This is a genomic window from Elioraea rosea (assembly GCF_007644105.1).
In the GTDB taxonomy this organism is placed as follows: Bacteria; Pseudomonadota; Alphaproteobacteria; order Acetobacterales; family Acetobacteraceae; genus Elioraea_A; species Elioraea_A rosea.
Window position 1 is genome coordinate 38,876 of record NZ_VFAC01000015.1, and the last position, 24,909, is coordinate 63,784.

The window sequence follows — 24,909 nt, forward strand, 5'->3', positions numbered from 1 at the left end:
GCGTGGGGGCTGTCAACGCCGCGTGGCGTCCAGGGCGGCCTGGAGCATGTAGGCGGCAGCGGCCTTGTCCACGACCTCGGCGCGCCGGCGGCGGGTGAGGTCCATCTCGCCGATCAGCATGCGGTTCACCGCCGCCGAGGAGAGCCGCTCATCCCAGAGCGCGACGGGCAGCCTCGTCGCTTGCGCGAGTGCCAGCGCCCAGTCCCGCGCGCCCTGGGCCGCGGGGCCGGCCGCACCGTCCATCGAGAGCGGGTGGCCGACGACAATGCCGCCCGCGCCCTCCTTCGCCGCGATGGCGGCGACCTCCGCGGCGTTCCTGCCGAGCTTGGCCCGTGCCAGCGCGCCATAGGGGCTCGCGATGGTCAACGACACGTCGGACAGCGCGACCCCGATCGTCCTTGAGCCAAGGTCGAGGCCGATCAGCCTCTGCCCGCGGGGGAGGGCAGCGCGGAGATCGGCCAGATTGGCAAGCGTCATGGCCGGATGCTACCACCGCCCGCTCGATCCCAAAGCTTCCAGGCCCCAAGGTTCCAGGAGTTCCCGGCGCATGTCGCTCGACGCCGATACGATCCGCCGCATCGCCATGCTCGCCCGCATCCGCGTCGGCGAGGACGAGGTCGCCAAGCTGCAGGGCGAGCTCAACGGAATTCTCGCCTGGATCGAGCAACTGAATGAGGTGGACACGGACGGCGTGACGCCGCTCTCCGGCGCCTCGCGCCTCGCACTCCGGATGCGCGAGGACGCGGTGACGGATGGCGACATCCGCGACAAGGTGCTCGCCAACGCGCCTGAGCGCATCGGGCCGGACGGCGCGTTCTTCGCCGTGCCGAAGGTGGTCGAGTGATGGCCGCGCTAACCGACCTGAAGCTTGCCGAAGCGACCGAGCTTCTCGCGGCGAAGAAGATCTCGGCGACCGAGCTCGCCAAGGCGCATGTCGACGCGATCGAGAAGCTCAGCTCGCTCAACGCCTTCATCGTCGCCACGCCCGAGCGGGCGATGGCGGATGCGAAGCGCGCCGACGAGCGCATCGCCAAGGGCGAGGCCGGGCCGCTCGAAGGCATCCCGCTCGCGATCAAGGACCTCTTCTGCACCGACGGCATCCAGACAACCGCCGGCAGCCGCATCCTCGGGGGGTTCACCCCGCCCTACGAGAGCACCGTCTCTGCCAATCTCTGGCGCGACGGGGCGGTGTGCCTCGGCAAGACCAACCTCGACGAGTTCGCCATGGGCTCGTCCAACACCACCTCTGCCTACGGCAACGTGGTGAACCCGTGGAAGCGGCGCGGCGACAACCGCGACCTCGTTCCGGGCGGTTCCTCGGGCGGCTCGGCCGCTGCGGTGGCCGCGCGGCTCTGCCTTGGTGCGACCGCGACCGACACGGGCGGCTCGATCCGCCAGCCCGCGGCGTTCACTGGCACGGTCGGCATCAAGCCGACCTACGGGCGCTGCTCGCGTTGGGGGATCGTCGCCTTCGCATCGTCGCTCGACCAGGCCGGGCCGATGGCGCGCAGCGTGAAGGACTGCGCGATCCTGCTCCGCTCGATGGCCGGGTTCGACCCGAAGGACAGCACGTCTGCCGACGTCGCCGTGCCCGACTTCGCCGCCGCGCTCGGCCAGGGCGTGAAAGGACTTCGCATCGGCGTGCCGAAGGAATACCGGCTCGACGGGCTCGCGCCCGAGATCGGCGCGCTGTGGGAGCAGGGCATCGCCTGGCTGAAGGCGGCGGGCTGCACCATCCACGAGATCAGCCTGCCGCACACCAAGTACGCGCTGCCGACCTACTACATCGTCGCGCCGGCCGAGGCGTCGTCGAACCTCGCGCGGTATGACGGGGTGCGGTTCGGCCTGCGCGTTCCGGGCGACAGCCTCGATGCGCAGTACGAGGCGACGCGCGGCGAGGGGTTCGGCGAGGAAGTGCGCCGGCGCATCATGATCGGCACCTACGTTCTCTCGGCCGGGTACTACGATGCCTATTACCTGAAGGCGCAGAAGGTGCGGGCGCTGATCGCGCGCGACTTCGACGAGGCGTGGAAGAGCGTCGATGCGATCCTGACGCCCGCGACGCCGTCCTCCGCCTTCGCCATCGGCGAGAAGCAGGACGACCCGGTGACGATGTACCTCAACGATGTGTTCACGGTGACAGCGAACCTCGCCGGGCTTCCCGGCATCTCGGTGCCTGCGGGGCTCGATGCGCAGGGCCTGCCACTCGGGCTCCAGGTGGTGGGCCGCGCGTTCGACGAGGAGACGGTGTTCCGCGTCGCCGAGGCGATCGAGCAGGCGGCGGGGTTCAGCGCAGTGCCGCAGATCAGGGCGGGGGCGTGAGTGTGAGATGTCCGACCTAGCTGCAAAGACCGACACAGAATGGGATTCGCTGATCGAGAACCATCGTGCGAAGGGGGCCACAGGGGCACCTCTTTACCTCGCCGCGCTTGAGGAGCGCGAACGCCGGAAAGGCCAAGGTTTCGATTTCGAGAAGACGAAATCGGTGCTCATCGCAGCCGCAACAAACGGTAAGGTGATCACCTACAAGGATTTGGCGGACGCCAGCGGGCTCGACTGGTCAAAGGTACACTGGAGCGTCACACCGCACCTCGAGCGAATGCTGGAGTTCTGCCATCGCAACGGATGGCCGCTCCTTTCTGCGATCGTGGTGTCGAAGGAGCAAGCGGCCGGTGATGGCAGGCTCCGCGACGATAATCTTAAGGGCTTCATCTCTGGCTGCGAACGGATTGGGATCGCTGTCGATGCCAATCACATGGCGTTTGCTGACATGCAACAAGACCGGGTCTTCGCTTGGGCGAAGGAGCAGATATCGTCATGACCTACACACTCGAAGGCACCACCGGGACGTGGGAAGTCGTCGTCGGGCTCGAGGTGCATGCGCAGGTGATCTCGAAGGCGAAACTGTTCTCCGGTGCCGCCACCGCTTTCGGGGCTGAGCCGAACACGCAGGTCTCCTTCGTCGACGCGGCCTTCCCCGGCATGCTTCCGGTGATCAACCGCGAATGCGTCGCCCAGGCCGTGCGCACGGGGCTCGGCCTCAACGCGCAGATCAACCTCGAAAGCCGGTTCGACAGGAAGAACTACTTCTACGCCGATCTTCCCGCTGGCTATCAGATCAGCCAGTACCAGCACCCGATCGTCGGCACCGGCGTCATCACGATCGATCTGCCCGACGGTACGTCGAAGGAGATCGGCATCACGCGCCTGCATCTCGAGCAGGACGCCGGCAAGTCGCTGCACGACCAGCACCCGACGAAGAGCTACATCGACCTCAACCGCGCCGGGGTCGCGCTGATGGAGATCGTGTCGGAGCCCGACATACGCTCTCCCGAAGAAGCAGGCGCTTACCTCACGAAGCTGCGGCAGATTCTCCGCTACCTCGGCACCTGCGACGGCAACATGGAGGAAGGCTCCATGCGGGCGGACGTGAACGTCTCCGTCCGCAAGCCCGGAGAGGCGTACCGCACGCGCTGCGAGGTGAAGAACGTCAACTCCATCCGCTTCGTCATGCAGGCGGTGGAGGCCGAGGCGCGGCGCCAGATCGCCGTGTGGGAGGAGGGCGGCGAGGTCGCGCAGGAAACCCGCCTGTTCGACAGCGCGCGCGGCACCACCCGCTCGATGCGCTCGAAGGAGCACGCGCACGACTACCGCTACTTCCCCGACCCCGACCTTCTCCCGCTGGTTCTCGACCCGGCCTGGGTGGAAGGCCTGAAGGCGCATCTGCCCGAGCTGCCCGACGCCAAGGCGGCGCGGTTCATGAAGGATTACGGCCTTCCGGCCTATGACGCGCGCGTGCTCGTCGCCGAGCAGGCGACCGCCGATTTCTACGAGGCCGTGGCGAAGGGTCGGGACGGCAAGCAGGCCGCGAACTGGGTGATGGGCGATTTCTTCGCTGCCCTCAACCGCACCGGCCGCAGCATCGAGGAAAGTCCTGTTTCCGCGGCCTCGCTCGGCAAGCTTCTCGACCTGATCAACGACGCGACGATCAACGGCCGGATCGCCAAGGAGGTGTTCGAGGCGATGGTCGAGACCGGCGACGACCCTGTCGCGATCGTCGACGCCAAGGGCCTCCGGCAGGTGACCGACACAGGCGCGATCGACGCCGCGGTGGCGGAGGTGCTGGCGAAGAACGCCGACAAGGTCGCCGAGTACAGGGGCGGCAAGGACAAGCTGTTCGGCTTCTTCGTCGGCCAGGTCATGAAGGCGATGGCAGGGAAGGGCAATCCCGCCCTGGTCAACGAGGTGCTGAAGAAGCAGCTCGGATGACGGGTCCAAGTATTCGGCCAGCAGAAGCGCGAATGCTCACGATGGCGTGATAGGGGTCGTCTTTCCCGGCTTGTTCCGGTAGACCCCTCGGATGTCCGGAATTGACGAGATACCGCTGCGCGACATCGCTCGGCGCGGAGCCCTGTTTCTCGATTTCGACGGGACGCTTGTCGACATCGCGCCGACGCCGGACGGCATCACCGTTCCGGCGGAGCTGCCCAGCTTGCTCACGCGGCTCTCCGATCGCACGCGCGGGGCAACGGCGCTGATCTCCGGCCGCACCGTCGAGACGCTCGACCGCTTCCTCGCTCCGGCTCGGCTTCCCGCGGCCGGTGGCCACGGGGCGGAGCTTCGCCGGACGGCCGGCGGGCCGCTCGAGCACGCAGCCTCGCCCGAGGTGCCGGCGGCCTGGATCGCACTCGCTGAGGCGCTCGCCGCGTGCCATCCCGGCGCGCTCTTCGAACGCAAGCCGCATGGCTTCACCCTGCACGCCCGCAGCTGCCCGCCCGCGTTGCCTCGCTTCGCCGAGGCGCTCGCCGAGCTCGTCTCGGCCGATCGGCGCTTCGCCCTTCTGCACGCGCACATGGCCGTCGAGATCCGCCCGGCGGGAACCGACAAGGGCAGGGCGCTCGTCTCGCTGATGCGGCAACCCCCGTTTGCCGGCCGCGTTCCGTTCTTCGTGGGAGACGACGTGACGGACGAGGACGCGATCGCGGCGGCGGAAAGCCTCGGCGGGCGCGGCTTTCGCGTGGCCGATCATTTCGGCGACCCCGACGGCGTGCGCGCCTGGCTCGAGGCGATTGCAGCGGAGAATGGATCATGAGCCGGCTTGTCATCGTCTCCAACCGCGTCCCCGTGCCGAAGCCCAGAAGCGGGCCGCACGCGGGCGGACTTGCCGTCGCACTCGCCGAGGCGCTCGCCGGGCGCGAGGCGCTTTGGTTCGGCTGGTCGGGAGAAACAGCCGGCTCGCCGGGCGTGCCAAGCATCACCACCGTCGGTCAGACCACTTACGCCACGCTCGCGTTGAACGAGTCCGAGAAGCGCGGCTACTACGGTGGCTTCTCGAACGGCACGCTCTGGCCGCTCCTGCACTACCGCATGGGGCTCGCCGAGTTCCGCCGCGAGGATCACGAAATCTGGCGGGCCGTGAATAACCGCTTCGCCGCGGCGCTTGCCCCTCTTCTGCGTCCCGACGACGTGCTCTGGGTGCATGATTTCCACCTCTTCCCCTTTGCCGCGGCGCTTCGCTCGCTCGGCTGCCGGCAGAGGATCGGCTTCTTCCTGCACGTGCCGTTCCCGCCCGCCGCGCTGTTCGATGCGCTGCCGCAGGGAAGGCGGATCCTCGAGGATCTCGGGGCGTTCGACCTGCTTGGCATGCAGACCGAGGCGGATGCGAACAATCTCCGCGAGGCGCTTGCCGGCGTCGATGTAGCCACCCCGGTTCAGGCCTTTCCCGTCGGCATGGACTCTGCGGGCTTCGCACGGGATGCCGAGAAGGCCGCAGCGATGCCCGAAACGAAGAGGCTTGCCGAGAGCCTCGGCGGTCGGTCGCTGATCCTCGGCATCGACCGGCTCGACTACTCCAAGGGCCTGCCGCATCGGTTCCGCGGCTACGCGGCGCTGCTCAAGCGCTTTCCCGAGCACCGCCGCAACGTCACCTTCCTGCAGGTCGCGCCGGTCAGCCGAAACGAGGTGGCGCAGTACCGTGCATTGCGCCGCGAGCTCGACGAACTCGCCGGGCGGATCAACGGCGAGTACGGCGAGATCGACTGGATCCCCATCCGCTGGATGACGCGCGCCCTGCCGCGCGCCACGCTGGCCGGCTTCCACCGGATCGCGCGGATCGGCCTCGTCACGCCGCTTCGCGACGGGATGAACCTGGTCGCGAAGGAGTTCGTCGCGGCACAGAACCCGGCCGATCCGGGCGTCCTCGTCCTCTCCCGTTTCGCCGGTGCGGCGGCAGAGCTCCGCGGCGCGATCCTCGTCAACCCGAACGACCCGGACGAGATCGCAGAAGGGCTCGACGTCGCGCTGAGGATGGAGGAGGCGGAACGCCGCCGCCGCGCGGAGTCGGATCGCGCGGCGCTTGCCGCCAACAGCGCGGCGGACTGGGCGAAGCGCTTCCTCGTCGCGCTCGACGCAACCGGCACGTCGGTCGGCCGCGCCGCCTGACGCGGCACCTTGCTCGGCGATTGTGAGGCGGGCTGTTCCCCCCGGCCGCGGCTTACTCTAGCGTCCGCCCCGCAACATCGCGGGGATACGCATGATCGACCTCTACAGCTTCGACACGCCGAACGGGCGCAAGATAACTGTCGCGCTCGAGGAAATGGGGCTGCCCTATCGCGTCCATGTCGTCGACATCTCCAAGGGCGAGCAGTTCGCGCCCGATTTCCTCCGGATCAGCCCGAACAACAAGATCCCCGCGATCGTCGACCCCGAGGGGCCGAAGGGCCGGCCCGTGAGCGTGTTCGAGAGCGGCGCGATCCTGCTCTATCTCGCGGCCAAGACCGGACGTTTCCTGCCCGATGACCCCGAGGCGCGCATCCCCGTGTGGGAGTGGCTGATGTGGCAGGTCGGCGGGTTCGGCCCGATCCCCGGCCAGGTGCACGCCTATCTCCAGGTCGAGGACGAGGCGGCACGTGCACACCCGCTCGCCCGCTACCAGAAGGAGACGAACCGCCTCTACGGCGTGCTCGACCGCCGCCTCGCGGGGCGCGACTTCGTCGCGACGGAGGGTGAGCCCTCGATCGCCGATTTCGCGATCCTCGGCTGGGCCTGGCGGCATGAGCGCCACCGCGTCGACCTTGCCACCGTGCCGAACGTGAAGGCCTGGTACGAGCGGATGATGGCGCGGCCGGCCGTCAAGCGCGGCTTCGCGGTGCCCATGCGCCACCCGGTCGCTGCCTGAGGCCCTGGGCGGGGAAGGGCCGCGATGCCCGAGGAGTCTCGCCGCTGGCGCGACAGGAACGCGCTGATCGAGGGCGGCATCGCCGTCGTCCTGCTCGGCGCGCTGGCCATCGCCTGCTTCACCATCCTTCGGCCCTTCATCTCGCCGATCCTGCTCGCGGGCGTGCTCGTCCACGCCACCTGGTTCGGCCAGGCCTGGCTCACGCCACGGATCGGGCGGACCTGGGGGGCGGCGGTGATGGTGCTGCTCGCGGCCCTCGTCCTCGTCGTGCCGCTGGCGCTAATCGTTCCGGGGCTTGCGGCCAACCTCCAGGGCGCGGGCGACGTCGCCCGGAGGATCGGCGCCGCCCTGCCGCTCGAAGCGCCGGCCTGGCTCGCGGGCCTGCCGCTGATCGGCGGGGCGATCGACGGGCTCTGGTCCGAGGCTGCGCCTGCGCTCGCCGGCGGGGGCGAGGCGCTCCGCCACCTCATCGAGCCGCACGCGACCTTCCTGGGCCGCCTAGCGCTTGCCTTCGCGCTCTCCGTGGGCGAGGGGCTTCTGCAGCTTCTCTTCGCTCTACTCGTCGCGTTCTTCCTCTATCGCGACGGCGACAGGCTCGTGGTCAAGCTCAAGGCGATCGCCGAGCGCATCGGCCGCCACGGCGCGCTCGAGCTGCTTCAGCTCACCGGCGACACCGTGCGCGGCGTCGTCTGGGGGCTGATCGGCACAGGCATGATGCAGGGCGTGCTTGCCTGGATCGGCTTCATGATCGCGGGGGTGCCGGGGGCGGCGGTGCTCGGGTTCATGACCGTGCTTCTGTCGATCGTCCAGATTGGCGCCCCCATCCTCTGGGCCTCCGCCGCTGCCTGGCTCTTCGCCGAGGGGCAGACGGGCTGGGGCATCTTCATGCTCCTCTGGGGCGGCGTGGCGGTGAGCTCGACCGACAACATCCTGCGCCCCTGGCTGATCAGCCGCGGCGCGAACCTGCCCTTCCTGTTGATCGTTCTCGGCGTGATCGGCGGATTGCTCGCCTTCGGCTTCCTCGGCCTGTTCCTCGGCCCGGTGTTGCTCGCCGTTGCCTGGCGGCTCGTCGAGCGCTGGACGGAGAAGGCCGTCGCCGTGCCGTTGTCGCCACCACCACCGCCTGACGAGGGCGTTCGTTGACGTGCCGGGGGTGGGCGGCTAGAAGCGAGGGCGTTGCATATGCCGTGCACACACCGCTCTCGGCGGAGGGGTGGCCGAGCGGCTGAAGGCGGCAGTTTGCTAAACTGTTGTAGGGGGTCAACTCCTACCGTGGGTTCGAATCCCATCCCCTCCGCCAGCCACTCCCGGCCCCCGCGCTTCGTGTCCACGCTTCTTCGCTGGGACGGATGCGCAAGTGACTCCTCGGGGTTTCGAATGAAATCTCCTACGGGCTCGAGAGGGCATTACCGCTCCCTCTGTGCCGACCAAATGCAGTGGTGAATGTGCGAAGGCTCGCGCGCGGCGAGTGCCTTCTCAACCTACGTCGGCTGAGCGCGTTCGTCCGATCTGGCAGGAATGGGCGCAGTCCGCCTGCTTCCGTGGCGGTTGGCCCAAGCGCGCGTGAATTCAGCTCCGGCCAGGAATATCAACGCTGAATAATATATCCACACGAGCAGGATGATAAGCGCTCCAGCGGCGCCAAAACCGGCATCAATGCTGCTGAAGCCGATGTAGACGGAGATCGCCCATTTTCCGATCGAGAACAGGATTGCTGTAACAAATGCTCCGATGAATACGTCACGCCAATCCAGTTTCCTGTCGGGAAGAACTCGGAATATCGCAGCGAACAGTATTGTTAGGATCGCGACAGTTACCGCAGTGTTCAAGAGCAAAGCGAGCGCCGCCCCGCCGGGAAGGGCGCTCTCCAGCCATGATGCAAGAGACGATATGGCGGCGCTGACGGCGAGTGACGCGATCATGACGAACCCCGTGGCTCCCACGAGCCCGAGCGCTGCAGCTCTCGCCTTGACCAGTCGGGAGACCGTTTCAACTATCGAATCGGCCTCGGGGATTTCGGCTTTCCAGATCGCATTCAACGCCGACTGAAGTGACGCAAAAGCGCCGCTTGCCGTGATCAGGAGCGTCACCAGCCCGATCGCAAGCGCCCAGCCGCCGCGCGCATCGCCGAGCGCACCATCAGCCATCCTTTTGACCTCGTCGGCACCCCGCTCGCCGACGATGCCCGTCAGCTGAGCGACAAGCGCGCTGTCGATCTGTTGCCGATCAAACATCAGGCCAGCGATGCCGGTCACGATGAATAGCAGCGGCCCGACGGAGAAAAGGGTGAAATAGGCGATTCCAGCCCCGCGCGTCAGGCACTCATCCGCGATGAACCCTTCGCCAGCGTCCATCAGGATTGCCCGAATGTCACCCATGACGACATCCGTCCTTGCGACGATCGAGGTTGGCTCTCATTCGCCTGCGCGCATCATCCGGACGATGGATCACGGCCGAGCGGGCACCCTCCGTCACACCCGGATCAGCCAGTCATGATCGCGCGTTCGGGCGGGAGGGGGTCTGCGTATCGCTCGGCTCGTCCTCGCCAGGCTTCAGCCGCGACGCAACTGCGCTTGCGGTTTCTTCGAGCGTCTCGGCGACATCGTCGGCGGCCCTCTTCAGGGAGTCGCCGGTGCCTCCCTGATCCAGCTCCTCCTTCGTGCGCGCATAGGTCTCCTTGATCTTCTGCGTGGCTTGCTCGGCCTGCTCGCCGACAACCTCGCGAACCTCGTCGTAGGTCGCGGCGGCGCGGTCGACGACGGCGTCCCGTGCCTCTCCCATCAACCGGTCTTCCGTCCGGGTGCGTGGGAGGGCTGCACCGACTGCCGCGCCGAGTGCGACGCCAAAGACGCCGAGCAGCAATGGTTGCGCTTCGGCAAGGTCCTCCCAGCTGTCGGCAGCCCGGCGCGCGAACGCCGTCGACCGTTCCCGCGCGGTCTCGACACCCTCGCGCAGCGATCCCATCGAAGGAGCGGCGTCGTAGAGCCTCTCCCCCGCGTCAGACACGGCCTCGACCGCACTCGATGCCGCCGACGCCGTTCGAGACGCGGCATCCCTGACAAAACCGGAAGCGCGAGAGGCTGCGTCACCCATCGCCTCGGCAGCCTGGCCTACGCCGCTTGCGACGTTCGAGCGTCGTTCGCCTCCAGGCTGGGCTGTGGGGGCGCGATCTACCCCCACCGCCTCGGCGCGCCGCGTCACCGGATAACCCGCGGGCAGGTGTACCGAACTGGGTTCGCTGCCTTGCTTGGACAAAAGGAGCCACCCGATGCCCGCGCCAATCAGCAAAACCGGCAAGGGATTGTCACGAACCGCGGTGCCCAGATTGCGAGCGAAGTCCGCACCGCCCGACCCTTTGGCATAACTCGAGATGCGGTCCACGACCTCGTCGACAATCTGGCCGGGCTGCAGCTTGTCGCGCAGCGCGTCCACCGTTCCCGATACGCTCGCGCGCGTCTGCTCCACCTCGTATTCGATCTGGTCAGCAGACTTGCCACCGGGATGCGTCGTTGTCGCACTCATAGCACTTGCTCCTTCACGACTGCCGCATCGCGCGACATCTGGTTCATCGTCCGCTCCGGAGCCAGGGTTGTCGCCTTCATCCGGTTCAGACCGGTCCGCAGGACGGCGTATCCGACAAGGGCAACGACAACGCCGACGATCAGCGCCGAAACCGTGGCCGACAGCCCGGCATACTCGACAAGGAGGGCGACTGCCGCCTGCAGCAGGATGATCAGGGCGGCGAGCATGACGAACGCGCCCGCACCGATGGTCGCTCCTGCATTGCCCATCGAGGAGACGTTCTCGCTGAACTCGGCGCGGGCAAGCTGGATCTCCTTGCGAACCAGGGTCGTCGTCTGGTCGACGAGATCACCGAGCAGGTCGGGAACCGATCGCTGAGTGTCCTGGTTCATGGCATTGCCCCCGACTGGTCGTTGACGGTTGACGCCTCGCGGGTTTCGGCGGGGCGGGTGGCGCGATCGCCAGCGGCTGGCTCGTGCGTGCCGCGCGATCCCGTCGGTATCGGTCCGCCCGCGCCTTTGCCATGCTGCTGCGCTGCGGCACCACGCAGACTGGCCTGTCCCGCCGTCATCGGTGCGGACGCCGAACCGACGTCACGCCTCATCGATCCCGACGCCACGTCTTGCGCCGCACTCGACCGGTCATGACGTCGCGGACGCGCGGGTGATTGCTCCGTCGAACTCTTGGCGAACCGAGCGAGAGCGAACCCCGCCATCACGGTGATGCCGAAGAAGGCCGTGGGCTGTCGGCGTGCGAAACCGGACAGGTCCTGCAGCAGTTGCCCGGCGCTACGCTCCCGGATCGCGCCGGAGATCCCGTCAATCGCTTCGGCTGCCGAGCGCACGTGGCGCGCTATTTCCGGCGAGGAACTGTCCAGATCATCCGCCGCGGTCAAGAAGGCGCTCGCCACGCCTGACAACTGTTCCGCACCGGCGTCCTTGCTGTCCGCGGCCAGTCCTTCGACATGGCTCAGCGCCGAGTCCACCGCCTCGCCGGCTTTCTCGGTGAGGCGTTCCCCGGCGCCTGCGACCTTGTCCCGCAGGTCGTGCGCAAGATCTTTGCCGTCCGCCTCGGCGTCAGAGAAACCCGCCCGTGCGTCGTCGGATGGTCTGGCACGCGGGTCTTGTGCATTCGGGTCCGATGGGGTGGCCATGGGCGCTACCTCCGTGGTGGGCGACCTTCGTCGCGCGTCGACAGCGACTCCCTGTCTTGACCGGAACGGATCGGGCGCAGATGAGGTTCCAAGTGTAGTCATCACGGTTTTGTCACCGCGCACGCTTCGGCTCTGCTGGGGCCGCGCTTCGTCCCCGCCGTTGCCCGCCCGGTCCTATGTGCATAAGCATCCTTGGAGGTTTGCAGGCACTGGCATCACGGCCGATCCGGCGGCACCCTCGGGGGTCAACAAGCGCCTGCGAAGGAACGCCGATGGACAGCCATGCGCACCCCGACACACCGATCCTCTACGAGCTCGGCGAGGGCGGCGTCGGCCTGATCACGCTCAACCGTCCGGCGCGGCGCAACAGCCTCTCGCTCGCCACGCTCGGCGCGCTCAACGCCACCCTCGTCTCCATCGCGGCAGACCCGGCCGTGCGGGCGGTCGTCATCGCCGGGGCGGGGCCAGCCTTCTGTGCCGGGCACGATCTCGCCGAGCTCACCGCCCACCGGTCCGACCCGGATGGCGGCGCGGCCTTCTTCGCCAACGCCATGGGCGCCTGCGCCACCATCATGCAGGGCATCACGGCACTGCCGCAGCCCGTCATCGCCGCGGTCCATGGCATCGCCACCGCTGCCGGCTGCCAGCTCGTCGCGACGTGCGACCTCGCCGTCGCGGAGGATGGCGCGCGCTTCTGCACGCCTGGCGTATCGATCGGCCTCTTCTGCGCCACTCCCGCCGTCGCGCTGTCCCGCGCCGTGCCGCGCAAGGCGGCGATGGAGATGCTCCTGACGGGCGACATGATCGATGCGTCGGAGGCGCACCGCATCGGCCTCGTGAACCGCGTGGTCGGCGCGGGCACGGCACGGGACGCGGCGCTCGCGCTCGCGCGGAAAATCGCCGGCCGCTCCACCCTCACGGTGCGGCTCGGCAAGGCGGCGTTTCACAGGCAGATCGACTGCGACCTCGCCGATGCCTACCGCGACGCCGCCGCCGTGATGGTCGAGAACCTGATGGCGCATGATGCCGCGGAAGGCATCGGCGCCTTCCTCGGCAAGCGCGAACCGGTGTGGGAGGACCGCTGAGCATGGAGGTGCGAGGGCCGCAGGGGCAGGGCAAGTACGATGCCGGCATGCCGCGCAACCCGGCGAACTTCGTGCCGCTCTCGCCGCTGCCGTTCCTCGCGCGCGCTGCTTCGGTGTTTCCCGAACGTCCGGCCATCCTGCACGCGGGTGGGGTGACCACCTATCGCGCCTTTCATGATCGCTGCGTGCGGCTTGCCTCGGCGCTGGCGTCGCGCGGCATCGGCCGTGGCGAGACGGTGGCCGCGCTGCTGCCGAACGGGCCGGCGATGCTGGAAGCGCATTTCGGCGTGCCGATGGCCGGCGCGGTCTTGAACGCCATCAACACGCGGCTCGATGCCGAGACGATCGCCTACATCCTCAGCCATGGCGAGGCCCGCGCCGTCATCGTCGATCGGGAATTCATCCCGCTTCTGCGCGCCGCGCTGGCGCGTTGCACGGAGCCGGTTCTGGTCATCGAGGTCGATGATCCGCTCTGCCCGGAGGCGTCGCGCGGCGAAAGCATCGGCGGGATCGCCTACGACGCGCTGCTCGCATCCGGCGATCCAGCGTGGGAATGGCCCATGCCGGACGACGAGTGGGACGCGATCACGCTCAACTACACGAGCGGCACAACGGGGCGCCCCAAGGGTGTCGTCTACCATCATCGCGGGGCGCACCTGCTCGCGCTCGGAAACGTCACGGCGGCCGATCTCGGGCGGCACCCGGTCTATCTCTGGACGCTGCCGATGTTCCACTGCAACGGCTGGTGCTTTCCCTGGACGATCACCGCGCTCGCCGGCACCCATGTGTGCCTGCGGTCCGTCAGGGGCCCGGAGATGTGGCGGCTCATTGCCGCGCATGGCGTGACGCATCTCTGTGGTGCACCGATCGTGATGGCAACGCTTCTCGAGGTTCCCGAGGCGGACCGGCCGCGCATCGCTGGAACGCCGACCTTCGTCACCGCCGCCGCGCCGCCGCCCGAAGCCGTGCTCGCCGCGATGGGCGAGGCGGGGTTTCGCGTCTGCCACGTCTATGGCCTGACGGAAGTCTACGGCCCGGCGGTGGTCAACGAGTGGCACGACGCCTGGAACGCGCTGCCGCTGGCCGAGCGCGCGCGGAAGATGGCGCGGCAGGGTGTGCGCTACCAGGCGCTCGAGGGCCTGACGGTGGCCGATCCCGCCACGCTCGAGCCCGTGCCGGCGGACGGCGAGACCATCGGCGAGGTCATGATGCGCGGCAATGTCGTCATGAAGGGCTATCTCAAGGACGAAGCGGCGACGCAGGCGGCCTTCGCCGGCGGCTGGTTCCACACGGGCGATCTCGGCGTGATCGACCGGGACGGCTACATCCAGCTCAAGGATCGCACCAAGGACATCATCATCTCGGGAGGGGAGAACATCTCCTCGATCGAGGTGGAGGACGCCCTCTACAAGCACCCGGCCGTTGCCGTCGCCGCAGTCGTCGCGATGCCCGACGCGCGCTGGGGCGAAAGCCCGTGCGCCTTCGTCGAGCTCAAGCCGGACATGACCACGACGGCGGAGGAGCTGGTCGCCTTCGTGCGCGGTGCGATCGCGCACTTCAAGGCGCCGCGGAAGGTGGTGTTCGCCCCCGTGCCGCGCACCTCGACGGGCAAGGTGCAGAAGCACGTGCTGCGCCGGCTCGCGCGCGGCGAGGACAGCGCCTGATCGCCAGGAGGGCGGCCGCGCCAGGGGGATGCATTGAGCTTCGGGGACGGACAGGCTAGGCTGACAGCCATGCGGCAACATGTGTCACCGTGCCGCCCTCGTTGGGCGGGCCTTCTGCTCGTGGGCTCCTAGCCCCCGGGTCCGTTCGCACGCGCTGAGGTCGCGCCGCGGCGGGACCTTGGGGGCGCATACACACCGCACACTTCACATCCCCTGAGGTCCGCCCAGGCGCGCCGTACCCGCGCGGGCGCCGTGCACGCGGCGCAGCCGGAGAGCGCGCAGGCGGCCAAGGGCCAGACGCAAAGGCACCCTACGATGACGCGCAAGCCCACCACAATCGACCGATCCTCCGCCCCGCCCGTGGTCATCTCCGCAGCCGACGAGGAGCGCCTCTACGGCCTCGCCTCGGCTGCCGCCTCGCGAACCCCTGCGGTCAGCAGCCTTCTGCTGCGCGAGATCGAGCGCGCGACCGTCGTCGCCCCCGAGGACGTGCCGCCTGGGGTGGTGTCCATGCATTCCCATGTTGCCTACCGCGACGAGGCCACCGGCGAAACGCGTCGTGTGCAGCTCGTCTATCCGCCCGATGCCGACATCGACGCAGGCCGCGTTTCGGTCCTGACCCTGATCGGGGCGGGGCTGCTCGGCCTCGCCGCGGGCCAGTCGATCCTCTGCCCGATGCAGGACGGGCGCGAACGGCTCATCACCGTTCTCGAGGTCTCGCGCGAGCCGCTCGACGGGCGGGGCTGAGCGTCGCCCGCGGTTCGTCACGCGCGCGCGGGGACGATCGCGAAAGGCTGGGCCTCGAGGAAGGCGGCGGCCGCCTGCATCACCAGGCGGTCTGCCAGCCGCGGTCCGCCGAGCTGAAGCCCGATCGGCATGCCGTTGCCGGCCAGCCCGCATGGCACGGAAATCGCGGGGCCGTGCGAGAGGTTGAACGGGTAGGAGAACTCCGCCCAGACGATCCAGTCCCACCCGTGCTCCGGCCAGTGTTCGGGCCGCACGCGGCCGACGGGGAAGGCGGCAACGGAGGCAGACGGCGTGAGCAGCAGGTCCCAGCCGCTCGCGAACCAGGTGTTCACCGCGCCGGCATAGGCGAGCCTCCGCGTCTGCGCGGCGAGGATTTCGGTCACGTTCTGCTTCGTCGCTTCCGCCAGCAGGGCGCGCAGCCCCGGATCCATCTCCCCGCGGCGGGACTCTTCGGCCGGAATGAGCGGCAGGAGCGGCGGGCCCCAGAGTGCGCGGCAGAGCTCTCCCCCTTGCGTTCCCCAGGGCGGCGTCACCTGCTCGACCGTGGCGCCGAGCCGCTCGAACGTCTTCGCCGCGTCAGCGACGGCGGCGGCGACATCGGCATCGACGCGCGCATGCCCGAGATCGGGGCTGTAGGCGATGCGGAGGCCCGCGAGTGGCCGCGAGCCGAGCGTTGCGGGGAACGGCGAGGGCAGGGTGGTGAGGTCGAGCGGGTGGGCGCCCGACATCACCGCCAGCATCAGCGCCGCGTCCTCCACGTCACGCGTGATCGGCCCGATATGCGAGACGGCGAAATTGTTCGGCACCGGAACATACGGGACCGAGCCGTAGGTCGGCTTGAAGCCCACGACGCCGCAGAAATGCGCCGGCAGGCGCACCGAGCCCGCGCCGTCGGTTCCGAGATGCAGCGGCGCGCAGCCTGCGGCGGCGAGCGCGGCGGCACCGGAGGAGGAGCCGCCCGCCGTCATCCCATGCTTCCACGGATTGTGCGTCGCCCCCGTCAGCGGGCTGTCGCTCGCCGCGATCCAGCCAGCCTCGGGCATCGTCGTCTTGCCGATGATGATGGCCCCTGCTGCGCGAAGCCGCGCGACGGAGGGCGCATCCTCCGCTGTCGGCGTGGCGTCGGACAGGCGCGAGCCGCGGCGCGTCGGCAGGCCGGCGGCGGCCTGGATATCCTTGATCGTCACCGGCACGCCGTGCAGCGGCCCGAGCGGCTTCCCCGCCGTGACCGCGCGCTCGGCCTCGCGCGCTGCGTCCATCGCGCGCTCGCCGTCACGCACGACGAAGGCGTTCAGCGACGGCTCGAGCGCATCGACCCGGCGGAGCACCGCCTCGGCGATCTCGACCGGAGAGACCTGGCGCGAGGCGACGAGGTCGCGCATCGCTCGCGCGGAGAGGGTGGCGAGCGAGGCGTCATGGGGCATAGGGCTACTCCGCGGCTTCGACCTCGAGGAAGGTCGACTGATAGGTCGCGCCTTCCCCGATGTCGGTCAACCGGTCGGAGCAGAGCATGTTGACGGTGCCGCCCGACGCCTCGCCGGCCGGGCGCTGACCCGGAACGAGGCAGACCCCGGGGCGGACCTCGTCCGAAATTTTCAGGCGAAGCCGGATCGCCGCTCGATCGTTCCGGAGGCGTACATGCTGGCCGTCCTTCACCCCGCGACGCGCGGCATCCTCCGGGTGCAGGACGCAGAACGGCTCTCCCTCGCGGCCGCGCAGGAAGGCCACCCCGGAGAACGCCGTGTGCGCCTGGAAATACGACGGCGCGGTGAGAAGGCGAAGCGGCCAGCGCGCGGCGTCGCGGGCTTCCTCCTCATCCTCCTGCCAGTCCGGCATCGGCGGCAGGCCCTGCCCCTCGAGCGTGGCGGAGAAGATCTCGAGCCTCCCCGAAGCGGTTGCGAAGCGCTGCCCCTCGGGTGGGGCGGCCTTGCGGGCACGATGGTCGAACAGCGAGGCGGGCTCGATCGCGGCGACGGCGCCGGTGCTGCCCTTGAAGAAATGCGGAACAATCTCGCGCTCGCTCATCCGGAACACCGGCGCATCGAGGCCGAAGCGGCGGGCGAGTTCCTGCGCGAGGCGAAAATTCGACCAGGCCTGGTGCTGCGCCGGCACGGCGGCCGCGCCGTACTGCACCCAGAAATTGCCGTAGCCGCGGTAGAAATCCTCCGTCTCGAGATAGGTCGTCGCAGGCAGCACGATGTCGGCATAGAGCGCCGTGTCGGTCATGAACGGGTCATGCACCACCGTGAACAGATCCTCGCGCGAGAGCCCCTGTCGCACGGCACTCACGTCGGGGCAGGTGACGGCGGGGTTGTTCGCGGCGATGAAAAGGCCCCGCAGCTTCGGGTCCCGCATCTCGAGCAGCGCCCGTCCCAACAGGCTCTGGTTGACGAGCCGCGTCGCGGCTGGACCGCCCGGCTTGCGAACGAAAGAGAAGTCGAAGTCCATCGAGGCGGCCGTCAGCAGAAGCGCGCCGCCGCCGCGGCGCCCGTAGGCGCCGGTCAGCGCGGGAAGCGTGGCCACGGCCCGCAGCGCCTGGCCGCCGCGGGCAAGCCGCGTCATTCCCTCGCCGAGGCGGATGAAGGAGCGTTTCGCCGCGCCGTACATCGCCGCGAGGCGCTCGACGTCGCCGGCGGCAAGCCCGGTGATCGCGGCGACGCGCGCGGGCGTGAAGCGCGGCAGCACCTCCTTCTCCCACCGCTCGAAGCCGAGCGTGTGTGCGGCGATGTACGCGCGGTCGAGCAGGCCATCGCGCGCGAGGACGTGCGCGATGCCGATGGCGAGCGCGGCATCGGTGCCGATGTTGATGGGGATGTGCCAATCGGCCTGGTGCGCGGTCCGGCTCCGGCGCGGGTCGATGACCACGAGCTTCACGCCGCGCTTCCGCACCTCCTCGAGCTTCGTCCAGAAATGCACGTTCACGGCCATGAGGTCGCAGCCCCAGGCGATGACGAGCTCGCTGTCGACGACGCTCTCCGGGTCGGCGCCGCCGACCGGGCCGAGCGTGAGGTCCCACGCCGTCTCGCAGCACGTGTCGCAGACCGTTCCGGCCTGCAGACGGCTCGTTCCGAGGGCGTGGAACAGCCCGTTGACGATGTGGCGGTTGATCTGCCCCTGGTGCGCCGAATAGGCGTAGCCGAGCAGCGCAAGCGGCCCGCTTTCGGCGATGATCGCCTTCCAGCGCCGCTCGATCTCCTCGAGCGCTGCCTCCCAGGTGATCTCCTCGAAGCTGCCGGTGCCCTTCTTCCCGGTGCGTCGAAGGGGCGTGCGGATGCGCTCGGGCGAATGCACGAGCTCCGCGTCGCGGTTCACCTTGGCGCAGGCATAGCCTGCCGTGTAGGGCTGCTCCGGGTCGCCCGCGACCTTCAGGACCCGACCGTTCTCGACCTCGACGACGAGCGAGCACATGTCGGGGCAATCATGCGCGCAGACGGTTCTGACCTGGGCCATCGTGCACACCTCTCTCCTCGCGCGGGCTGCTGACCGGCCGCGCACCGCTTCCGCCCCGAGGATGGACCGACGCGACGGATCAGGAAACCACCCTCAGGCCACGCGGCGGTCGAGCCAGTCGCGGAACCGGTACCAGCCGCCGATGATCGGCAGGAACCACGGGTAGCCTGTGTAGAGCGGCATGGTCGGGAAATCCCGCCCGTCGAAGGCGTTGATGCTGTTGCCGCCGCCGAGGATCTTCCGCGCCACCTGCGCGCCGAGATAGGAGAGCATCGCCACGCCCGAGCCGTTGCAGCCCATGGCGTAGTGCAGCCCCTTCTGCGTCACCCCCATGTGGGGAAGGAAATCGAAGGAGAAGGCGGTGTTGCCCATCCAGCCATGGGTGACGCGCACGCCCTTCAGCTGCGGCCAGCGCGCGACCATCATCCCGTGCAGCGCCGCGGCGGAGACTTCCGGCTCGACAGGCGTGAAGCGCGCACGGCCGCCGAACAGCACGCGGGTTCCGTCGGGCGACATCCGGTAGTAGGTGAGGACGCGCGGCGTGTCGGAGATCGTCCGTCCCTTCGGGATCAGGCTCTTCGCGCGCCCGGGGTCGAGCGGTTCGGTCGCGATGATGTGGGAGGCGAGAGGGATCACGCGGCGCTTGAGGTCTGGCGTCAGCCCGCCCGTGTAGCCGTTCGTCGCGATCACCACCTCGTTCGCCGCGATCGTTCCGCGAGAGGTCTCGACCGTCCAGGCCGAGCCGTTGCGGCTGAGCCGGCCCGCGCGCGTCTTGCCAACGAGCGTTGCGCCATGGCGTTCCGCCGCCGCCATCAGCCCGCGGTGATAGAGCGCGGGGTGAAGCTTGCCGCTGCGCTCGATCGTCATGCCGCCGTGATAGTAGTCGGTCGCGATCTCCTCGCGCACGCGCTCGCGGGGAACCAGCTTTGCGTCCGCGTCGGCGAGCTCGTTCAGCATCGCGACGCGCTTGGCAAAGCTGTCGTAGTGCTTCCTCGCGAAGGCGCCGACGAAACGGCCCGAACGCTCGTAGTGGCAGTCTATCCCCTCGCGGGCGATCACCGACTCGATATGCGTGAAGCTCTCCGCGGCGTCGCCGATCATCGCCTGCACCGTCGGATCGGCGCCGCCCGCCTTCGCGCCCGACATGCCCTTGCCGAGATTGACGCCTACCGACACGGCGCCGCCATTGCGCGTCGAGGCGCCGAAGCCGAAATCCTCCGCTTCGAGAACGACGGGCCTGACGCCGTCGCGGCCGAGCTCGATCGCGCAGTTGAGCGCGGTGTGCCCGCCGCCAACGATCACCACGTCAGCCTTGGCGGGAAGCTCGGCGACGGGGTTCTCGCCCATTGGGATCGCCTCCCACCAGTAGGGGCGGGGCTTGAACTCGGGGTGGAAGATCGAGCGGTCCATCCTCAGCCTCGTCTATTTCGTTGCCGCACCGGGAACCACGCCCCGGCCGAACAGCGCGGCCGCGCCGAGGCAGATGCAGGCGAGCACGATCTGCATCACCGACACGGCAGCGATCGTCGGGTCGATCTCGAGCATGATATTGTCGAACATCTTCTTGGGCAGCGTCATCGACGCGCCGGAGAGGAACATCGCGATCACCAGCTCGTCGAACGAGGTGACGAAGGCGAGGAAGCCGGCAGCGATCAGGCTCGGGCGAAGCTGCGGCAGCGTGATCCGCCACACCGCCACGCCCCAGGACGCGCCGAGCCCCATCGCCGCCTGCTCCTGCGCCTCGTCGAAGGTGCGCAAGCCGGCCGAGACCAGGATGACCACGAAGGGAAGGGCGAGGATCGTGTGCGCCACCGCGATGCCGTACCACGCGCCGATCAGCTGCAGCCGCGAAAACAGGCTGTAGATCGCGATCGACAGGATGATGTTGGGCACGATGATCGGCGCCGCCACCAGCTTGTCGGCAAGCCGCATGCCCCAGAGCCGCGAGCGCACCAGCGCGAAGGAGAGTGGCACACCGAGGCCCATCGAGAGGGCAGTGCAGAGAAGGGCGACCTTGAAGCTGCGGATCGCGGATTCGACCCAGGTCGGATCGTCGAGGAAACGCTCGTACCACTGCCAGGAGAAGCCCGGCGGCGGGAACTGGAGATAGGCCGCAGAGGAGACCGAGATCGGGAACACGACGACGAGCGGCAGCATGAGGAAGGCGAACACGAGAGAGGCGACAATCGTGAGAACGACCCGTCCCGGCTGCGCCGGACGCCTAGCGCGCGGCATGGCCTTGCCCCCCAGTCAGCCTGCCGAGCAGCGCATAGATCGCGAGCGTGACGACAAGGAGCACGGTCGCGAGCGCTGCGGCGAAGTTCCAGTCGAGGAACTCGCGCACCTGCTGCTCGATCAGCGTCGCGATCATCACCACGCGGCCGCCGCCCAAGAGCGCGGGCGTGATGAAGAAGCCGAGCGTGATGACGAAGACGAGCGCGGAACCGGCGAACACGCCGGGAAGCGACAGCGGCAGCGTGACCCGGAGGAAGGTGCGCCAGGCAGGAGCGCCCAGGCCTTCCGCGGCGCGCTTCAGGTCGGGATCGATGCGCAGGAGTGCGGCGTAGATCGGGATGACCATGTAGGGCAGCATCACGTGGACGATGCCGATGAGCACGCCGAGCAGGTTGTGCAGAAGCGGCAGGGGGAACTCGATCCATCCCCAGTCGCGCAGCATCCGGTTGATGATGCCGTTGCGGCCGAGCAGCACCATCCAGGCATAGGTGCGGACGAGGACGCTCGTCCAGAACGGCAGGAGAAGGAAGAACATCCCGAGGATGAAGCCGAGCCGTCCGGCCTGCACGATCCACATCGCCACCGGATAGGCAAGGACAAGGCAGATCACTGTCACGATCAGAGCGATCTCGAGGCTGTCCCACAGCACAGCGACGTAGAGCTCGTCGAGCGCCGCCTTCTCGAACTGCGCGAGCGTGCCGCCCTCCACCGACATCGACAGGAGGCGGATCAGCGGCCAGACGAACAGCACGGCGAGCACGATCAGAGCCGGGGCGGCGAGGGCGAGAAGCGTCCGCTCCCTCGCACGCGCAGGATCGCGCCGCGCGCTAGCGTGCGCCATGGGCAATCACGTGGACGTCCTCGGGCGAGAAGCCGATCGGCACCTCCTCGCCCTCCGCGACGGGAAGCGGCTCGGACGGGCGGAGCGGCAGGCGCGCGAGAAGCTCGAGCCCGCCCTCGAGCGCCATGCGAAGCTTCACGGAGAGGCCGAGGAACACCGTCTCGACGATGCGGCCCGTAGCGCGGTTTGCGAGGCCCGCCGCGTCCGCGCCGACGCGCAGCGCCTCGGGGCGCACGAGCAGCGTCGCACGCGTGCCGGGCTGCGCGCCATCGGCCGCGAGCGCGACGCGGCCGAAGCGCGGAACCTCCGCTGCCCCGGCATCGAGGAGGGTTCCCTCGAGCAGGTTCGATTCGCCGACGAAATCGGCGACGAACCGCGTGGTCGGTCGCGCATACACGTCTCCCGGAAGGCCGATCTGCTCGATGCGCCCCGCATTCATCACCGCGATCCGGTCGGAGAGGATAAGCGCCTCCTCCTGGTCATGCGTGATGAAGAGCGTGGTGAGCTTCAGCCGTCGCTGCAGCCGCCGCACCTCGAGCTGCATCACCTCGCGCAGCTTGCGGTCGAGCGCACCGAAGGGTTCGTCGAGCAGCAGGAGGCGGGGGTTAAACACGATCGCCCGCGCGAGCGCGACGCGCTGCTGCTGTCCGCCGGAGAGCTGCCGCGGCAGGCGTTCGCCATACTCGGCGAGCTCGACGAGGGCGAGCGCCTCCGCCACGCGCCGCTGCCGCTCGGCCTTCGGAACATGTCGCATCTCGAGCGGGAAGGAGACGTTCTGCGCCACCGTCAGATGCGGAAACAGCGCATAGTTCTGGAACACCATGCCGACATCGCGCGACCGCGGCGGCGACATGGTCACATCCGTCGCGCCGAGACGCACGCTTCCCTCGTCAGGGAACTCGAAGCCCGCGACGATCTTGAGAAGCGTCGTCTTGCCGGACCCGGACGGGCCGAGGATGGTGAGCAGCTCCCCCTCGGCCACGTTGAGATCCACGCCCGCGAGCGCGGTGACGGCGCCGAAGCGCCGCACCACGCCTCGCAACGTCAGGTCCACGCGCGGAGGCTCCCGGCCAGGTTGCGCGCCGTCATCCGCGGCGGAGCATCCAGCGGTTCCAGGCTTCCTGTGCCTTCTGGCCGTTCTCCGTCCACCAGTCGACGCCGAGCCAGAACTGCTTCTCGAGATTGGCAGGCGTCGTCGGCAGGTGCGGCCGCACCTTCTCCTCGACGTAGTTCACCGTGTCGGGGTGAAGGCCGGGATAGGCGAGCTCCGTTGCGTAGACGGCCTGGAGCTGTGGCGTCGTCATCACCTGCAGGAACTGGTTCGCCCAGTAGGGGTGCTTGCAGCCCCGGGGGATGCCGAACGCGTTCTGCTTCGCCGAGCCGCCAGACCATTCGATGGAGACGGGGGCGCCCTTGTTCGCGACATCGAAGAACCGGCCGTTCCAGCCCGACGCGAGTACGACCTCGCGATCGACGAGGAGCTGCGCGGGCTGCGCCCCGGTCGTCCACCACACCGTCACGTGCTGGCGGATCTGGTCGAGCTTGGCGAAGGCCCGGTCCATGTCGATGGGGTAGATCTTGTCCTTCGCGACGCCATCGGCGAGCAGCGCGAACTCGAGGTTGTCGACCGGATGGTTGCGAAGCGAGCGGGGCCCCGGGAAGCGGCGAACGTCCCAGAACTCGGCCCAGCTCTTCGGGTGGCTGCCATTCGGGAATACATCCGTCCGGTAGGCCATCACCGTCGAGTAGACCGAGGAGGGGAACACATGCGTGTCGCGCACCGCCTCGGGGTAGCGCGAGAGATCGAGGATCGAGAGATCGAGCGGCTCAAGCAGGTTCATCTGCTTGGCGCGGACGAAATCCTGCCCGCCGAGCTCCGTGACGGTCCACTCGACATTGCCGCTCTCGACCATGGCGCGGAGCTTGCCGAAATCAACGGGCGAGGTATCGACGACGCGGATTCCGTGGCGCTTCTCGAACTCGGCATTGTAGGTGCGCCGGAACAGGTTCGCCATCGCGCCGCCCGAGGCGTTGACGACGATGCGATCGGGCTTCGGGGCGTTGCCCTGGCCGATCGCCGGCATCGGCAGCGTTGCAGCGGCGAGGCCGGCGCCGAGCGCGGCACGGCGTGTCATGCGAATGGACATGCTAGCTCTCCCTCTGTTTCCCTGGTTCTGTACCGCAATGGTCCCGCGGCGCAAGGGCGTGCGTGTCGACCGCGTGGGGCGTCATGGCGCGGCATCGCGACGGTACATGAAGCCGCCCTCGAGCGCATCGCCGCCGCCGGCCAGCCCCATGCGCTGAAGCCTGTAGAGATGCTTGGTGAAGGCGATCGCATCCGCCCGCGCGAGGTCCTGCGCGCGGTAGGCGACCTCCATCTCCACGCGCACGGCCTCTGGCGGATGGCGGCAGATCTTCTCCGCCACCGCGCGGGCCTCGTGCATCAGCCGCTCGGGCGCGACGACGCGGTTGACGACGAAGGCTCTTTCGGCCTCCTCCGCCGTGATCGCATCACCCGTCAGCAGCATCCACATCGCTGCGGTCGGTGGGATCTGGCGCAGCAGGCGTGTCGAGCCGCCGGCACCGCCCATGCCATAGGCAATCTCGGGAAAGCCGAATCGCGCATTCGTCGCGGCGAGGCGGATGTCGGTCAATGTCAGGAGATAGATCAGCCCCATGCCGACGCACCAGCCATTCACCGCGCCGATGATCGGCTTGTAGCGCTCCATGGCGATGACGTCGCGCGACCAGGAGAAGTCATGCGGCGCCTCGCCTTCGCTCGAATGCGGCCAGAGATGGTCGCCGAGCTGTTCGTGGGCGGTCGCCTCCCGCCTTGGCGACTTGATGTCGTCGCCTGCCGAGAAAGCACGCTCGCCCGCGCCGGTGAGGATGCCGCAGCGCATGGCGGGGTCACGCAGGAAGTCCGTCAGCGCGGCGTGCAGTTCCTTGTGCATCGCGGGCGTCGTCGGGTTCACCGAGCCGTTCTCGATGGTGAACACCGCAACCTGGCCGTCCTTCTCGTAGCGGATGGGCAT

At 68.7% G+C, this 24,909-nt stretch carries 24 protein-coding genes and 1 tRNA gene; 12 read left to right on the forward strand and 13 right to left on the reverse strand.

Annotated features, from left to right (window positions below):
• Nucleotides 1-12: 12 nt before the first annotated feature.
• Nucleotides 13-477: a Holliday junction resolvase RuvX gene (ruvX, locus tag FIF60_RS11190; protein WP_144186164.1), complete on the reverse strand. Its 465-nt coding sequence runs from the start codon at nucleotides 475-477 to the stop codon at nucleotides 13-15.
• Nucleotides 478-547: 70 nt separating this feature from the next.
• On the opposite strand from ruvX, the gene gatC reads away from it, so the two are divergent.
• From gatC to FIF60_RS11235, 9 genes are all read left to right on the forward strand, one after another.
• Entirely contained in the window at nucleotides 548-844 is a 297-nt protein-coding gene (gene gatC / locus FIF60_RS11195) for an Asp-tRNA(Asn)/Glu-tRNA(Gln) amidotransferase subunit GatC (protein ID WP_144186165.1), read from the forward strand.
• The gene (gatA, locus tag FIF60_RS11200) at nucleotides 844-2,322 is read left to right on the forward strand and encodes an Asp-tRNA(Asn)/Glu-tRNA(Gln) amidotransferase subunit GatA (protein ID WP_144186166.1); all 1,479 of its coding nucleotides are present in this window, start codon (nucleotides 844-846) and stop codon (nucleotides 2,320-2,322) included. The genes gatC and gatA overlap by 1 nt, the downstream gene beginning before the upstream one ends.
• 7 nt (nucleotides 2,323-2,329) lie before the next feature.
• Nucleotides 2,330-2,821: a hypothetical protein gene (locus FIF60_RS11205; RefSeq protein ID WP_144186167.1), complete on the forward strand. Its 492-nt coding sequence runs from the start codon at nucleotides 2,330-2,332 to the stop codon at nucleotides 2,819-2,821.
• A complete protein-coding gene (gene gatB, locus FIF60_RS11210; RefSeq protein ID WP_144186168.1) occupies nucleotides 2,818-4,269 on the forward strand; it encodes an Asp-tRNA(Asn)/Glu-tRNA(Gln) amidotransferase subunit GatB in 1,452 nt (483 codons plus the stop codon). The genes FIF60_RS11205 and gatB overlap by 4 nt, the downstream gene beginning before the upstream one ends.
• Nucleotides 4,270-4,360: 91 nt before the next feature.
• On the forward strand, nucleotides 4,361-5,092 hold the full coding sequence (otsB, locus tag FIF60_RS11215) for a trehalose-phosphatase (protein ID WP_144186169.1): 732 nt from the start codon (nucleotides 4,361-4,363) through the stop codon (nucleotides 5,090-5,092).
• A complete protein-coding gene (locus tag FIF60_RS11220) occupies nucleotides 5,089-6,441 on the forward strand; it encodes an alpha,alpha-trehalose-phosphate synthase (UDP-forming) (RefSeq protein ID WP_144186170.1) in 1,353 nt (450 codons plus the stop codon). The genes otsB and FIF60_RS11220 overlap by 4 nt, the downstream gene beginning before the upstream one ends.
• Before the next feature lie 91 nt (nucleotides 6,442-6,532).
• On the forward strand, nucleotides 6,533-7,177 hold the full coding sequence (locus FIF60_RS11225) for a glutathione S-transferase family protein (protein ID WP_144186171.1): 645 nt from the start codon (nucleotides 6,533-6,535) through the stop codon (nucleotides 7,175-7,177).
• A 24-nt stretch (nucleotides 7,178-7,201) separates the two neighbouring features.
• Nucleotides 7,202-8,320 (forward strand): AI-2E family transporter, encoded by a 1,119-nt coding sequence (locus FIF60_RS11230; RefSeq protein WP_144186172.1) that lies wholly within the window; start codon nucleotides 7,202-7,204, stop codon nucleotides 8,318-8,320.
• A 64-nt stretch (nucleotides 8,321-8,384) separates the two neighbouring features.
• Nucleotides 8,385-8,477: transfer RNA gene (locus tag FIF60_RS11235), tRNA-Ser, on the forward strand.
• Between the two features lie 181 nt (nucleotides 8,478-8,658).
• On the opposite strand, the gene FIF60_RS11240 is transcribed toward FIF60_RS11235, so the two are convergent.
• The 4 genes from FIF60_RS11240 to FIF60_RS11255 all read right to left on the reverse strand — a co-directional run bounded on the left by FIF60_RS11240 (nucleotide 8,659) and on the right by FIF60_RS11255 (nucleotide 11,852).
• Nucleotides 8,659-9,555: a YihY/virulence factor BrkB family protein gene (locus FIF60_RS11240; RefSeq protein ID WP_144186173.1), complete on the reverse strand. Its 897-nt coding sequence runs from the start codon at nucleotides 9,553-9,555 to the stop codon at nucleotides 8,659-8,661.
• A gap of 112 nt (nucleotides 9,556-9,667) precedes the next feature.
• A complete protein-coding gene (locus tag FIF60_RS11245; RefSeq protein ID WP_144186174.1) occupies nucleotides 9,668-10,699 on the reverse strand; it encodes a DUF3618 domain-containing protein in 1,032 nt (343 codons plus the stop codon).
• The gene (locus FIF60_RS11250) at nucleotides 10,696-11,091 is read right to left on the reverse strand and encodes a phage holin family protein (RefSeq protein ID WP_144186175.1); all 396 of its coding nucleotides are present in this window, start codon (nucleotides 11,089-11,091) and stop codon (nucleotides 10,696-10,698) included. Before FIF60_RS11250 ends, FIF60_RS11245 begins: the two co-directional genes overlap by 4 nt.
• Nucleotides 11,088-11,852, reverse strand: a complete 765-nt coding sequence (locus FIF60_RS11255) for a hypothetical protein (RefSeq protein WP_144186176.1) — start codon at nucleotides 11,850-11,852, stop codon at nucleotides 11,088-11,090. The genes FIF60_RS11250 and FIF60_RS11255 overlap by 4 nt, the downstream gene beginning before the upstream one ends.
• 272 nt (nucleotides 11,853-12,124) lie before the next feature.
• Here FIF60_RS11255 and FIF60_RS11260 point away from each other — a divergent pair, with 272 nt between their 5' ends.
• The 3 genes from FIF60_RS11260 to rnk all read left to right on the forward strand — a co-directional run bounded on the left by FIF60_RS11260 (nucleotide 12,125) and on the right by rnk (nucleotide 15,348).
• Entirely contained in the window at nucleotides 12,125-12,937 is an 813-nt protein-coding gene (locus tag FIF60_RS11260; RefSeq protein WP_144186177.1) for an enoyl-CoA hydratase, read from the forward strand.
• Between the two features lie 2 nt (nucleotides 12,938-12,939).
• A complete protein-coding gene (locus tag FIF60_RS11265) occupies nucleotides 12,940-14,601 on the forward strand; it encodes an acyl-CoA synthetase (RefSeq protein WP_144186178.1) in 1,662 nt (553 codons plus the stop codon).
• Between the two features lie 315 nt (nucleotides 14,602-14,916).
• On the forward strand, nucleotides 14,917-15,348 hold the full coding sequence (gene rnk / locus FIF60_RS11270) for a nucleoside diphosphate kinase regulator (RefSeq protein ID WP_144186179.1): 432 nt from the start codon (nucleotides 14,917-14,919) through the stop codon (nucleotides 15,346-15,348).
• Between the two features lie 17 nt (nucleotides 15,349-15,365).
• Here rnk and FIF60_RS11275 read toward each other — a convergent pair whose 3' ends face one another.
• The 8 genes from FIF60_RS11275 to FIF60_RS11310 form a co-directional block, all read right to left on the reverse strand.
• Nucleotides 15,366-16,772 carry an amidase gene (locus tag FIF60_RS11275; protein ID WP_204251169.1) on the reverse strand — a complete coding sequence of 469 codons (1,407 nt, stop codon included), beginning with the start codon at nucleotides 16,770-16,772 and terminating at the stop codon, nucleotides 15,366-15,368.
• A gap of 4 nt (nucleotides 16,773-16,776) precedes the next feature.
• Nucleotides 16,777-18,798 carry a molybdopterin-containing oxidoreductase family protein gene (locus FIF60_RS11280; protein ID WP_144186180.1) on the reverse strand — a complete coding sequence of 674 codons (2,022 nt, stop codon included), beginning with the start codon at nucleotides 18,796-18,798 and terminating at the stop codon, nucleotides 16,777-16,779.
• Between the two features lie 93 nt (nucleotides 18,799-18,891).
• Complete coding sequence (locus tag FIF60_RS11285) at nucleotides 18,892-20,208, reverse strand: NAD(P)/FAD-dependent oxidoreductase (RefSeq protein WP_144186181.1); 1,317 nt, start codon at nucleotides 20,206-20,208, stop codon at nucleotides 18,892-18,894.
• Between the two features lie 12 nt (nucleotides 20,209-20,220).
• Nucleotides 20,221-21,033, reverse strand: a complete 813-nt coding sequence (locus FIF60_RS11290) for an ABC transporter permease (RefSeq protein WP_144186182.1) — start codon at nucleotides 21,031-21,033, stop codon at nucleotides 20,221-20,223.
• Nucleotides 21,020-21,874: an ABC transporter permease gene (locus FIF60_RS11295; RefSeq protein ID WP_144186183.1), complete on the reverse strand. Its 855-nt coding sequence runs from the start codon at nucleotides 21,872-21,874 to the stop codon at nucleotides 21,020-21,022. Before FIF60_RS11295 ends, FIF60_RS11290 begins: the two co-directional genes overlap by 14 nt.
• Entirely contained in the window at nucleotides 21,861-22,928 is a 1,068-nt protein-coding gene (locus FIF60_RS11300; RefSeq protein ID WP_144186184.1) for an ABC transporter ATP-binding protein, read from the reverse strand. The genes FIF60_RS11295 and FIF60_RS11300 overlap by 14 nt, the downstream gene beginning before the upstream one ends.
• Before the next feature lie 31 nt (nucleotides 22,929-22,959).
• Nucleotides 22,960-24,021 (reverse strand): ABC transporter substrate-binding protein, encoded by a 1,062-nt coding sequence (locus FIF60_RS11305; protein ID WP_144186185.1) that lies wholly within the window; start codon nucleotides 24,019-24,021, stop codon nucleotides 22,960-22,962.
• Between the two features lie 81 nt (nucleotides 24,022-24,102).
• Nucleotides 24,103-24,909, reverse strand: a complete 807-nt coding sequence (locus tag FIF60_RS11310) for an enoyl-CoA hydratase/isomerase family protein (RefSeq protein WP_144186186.1) — start codon at nucleotides 24,907-24,909, stop codon at nucleotides 24,103-24,105.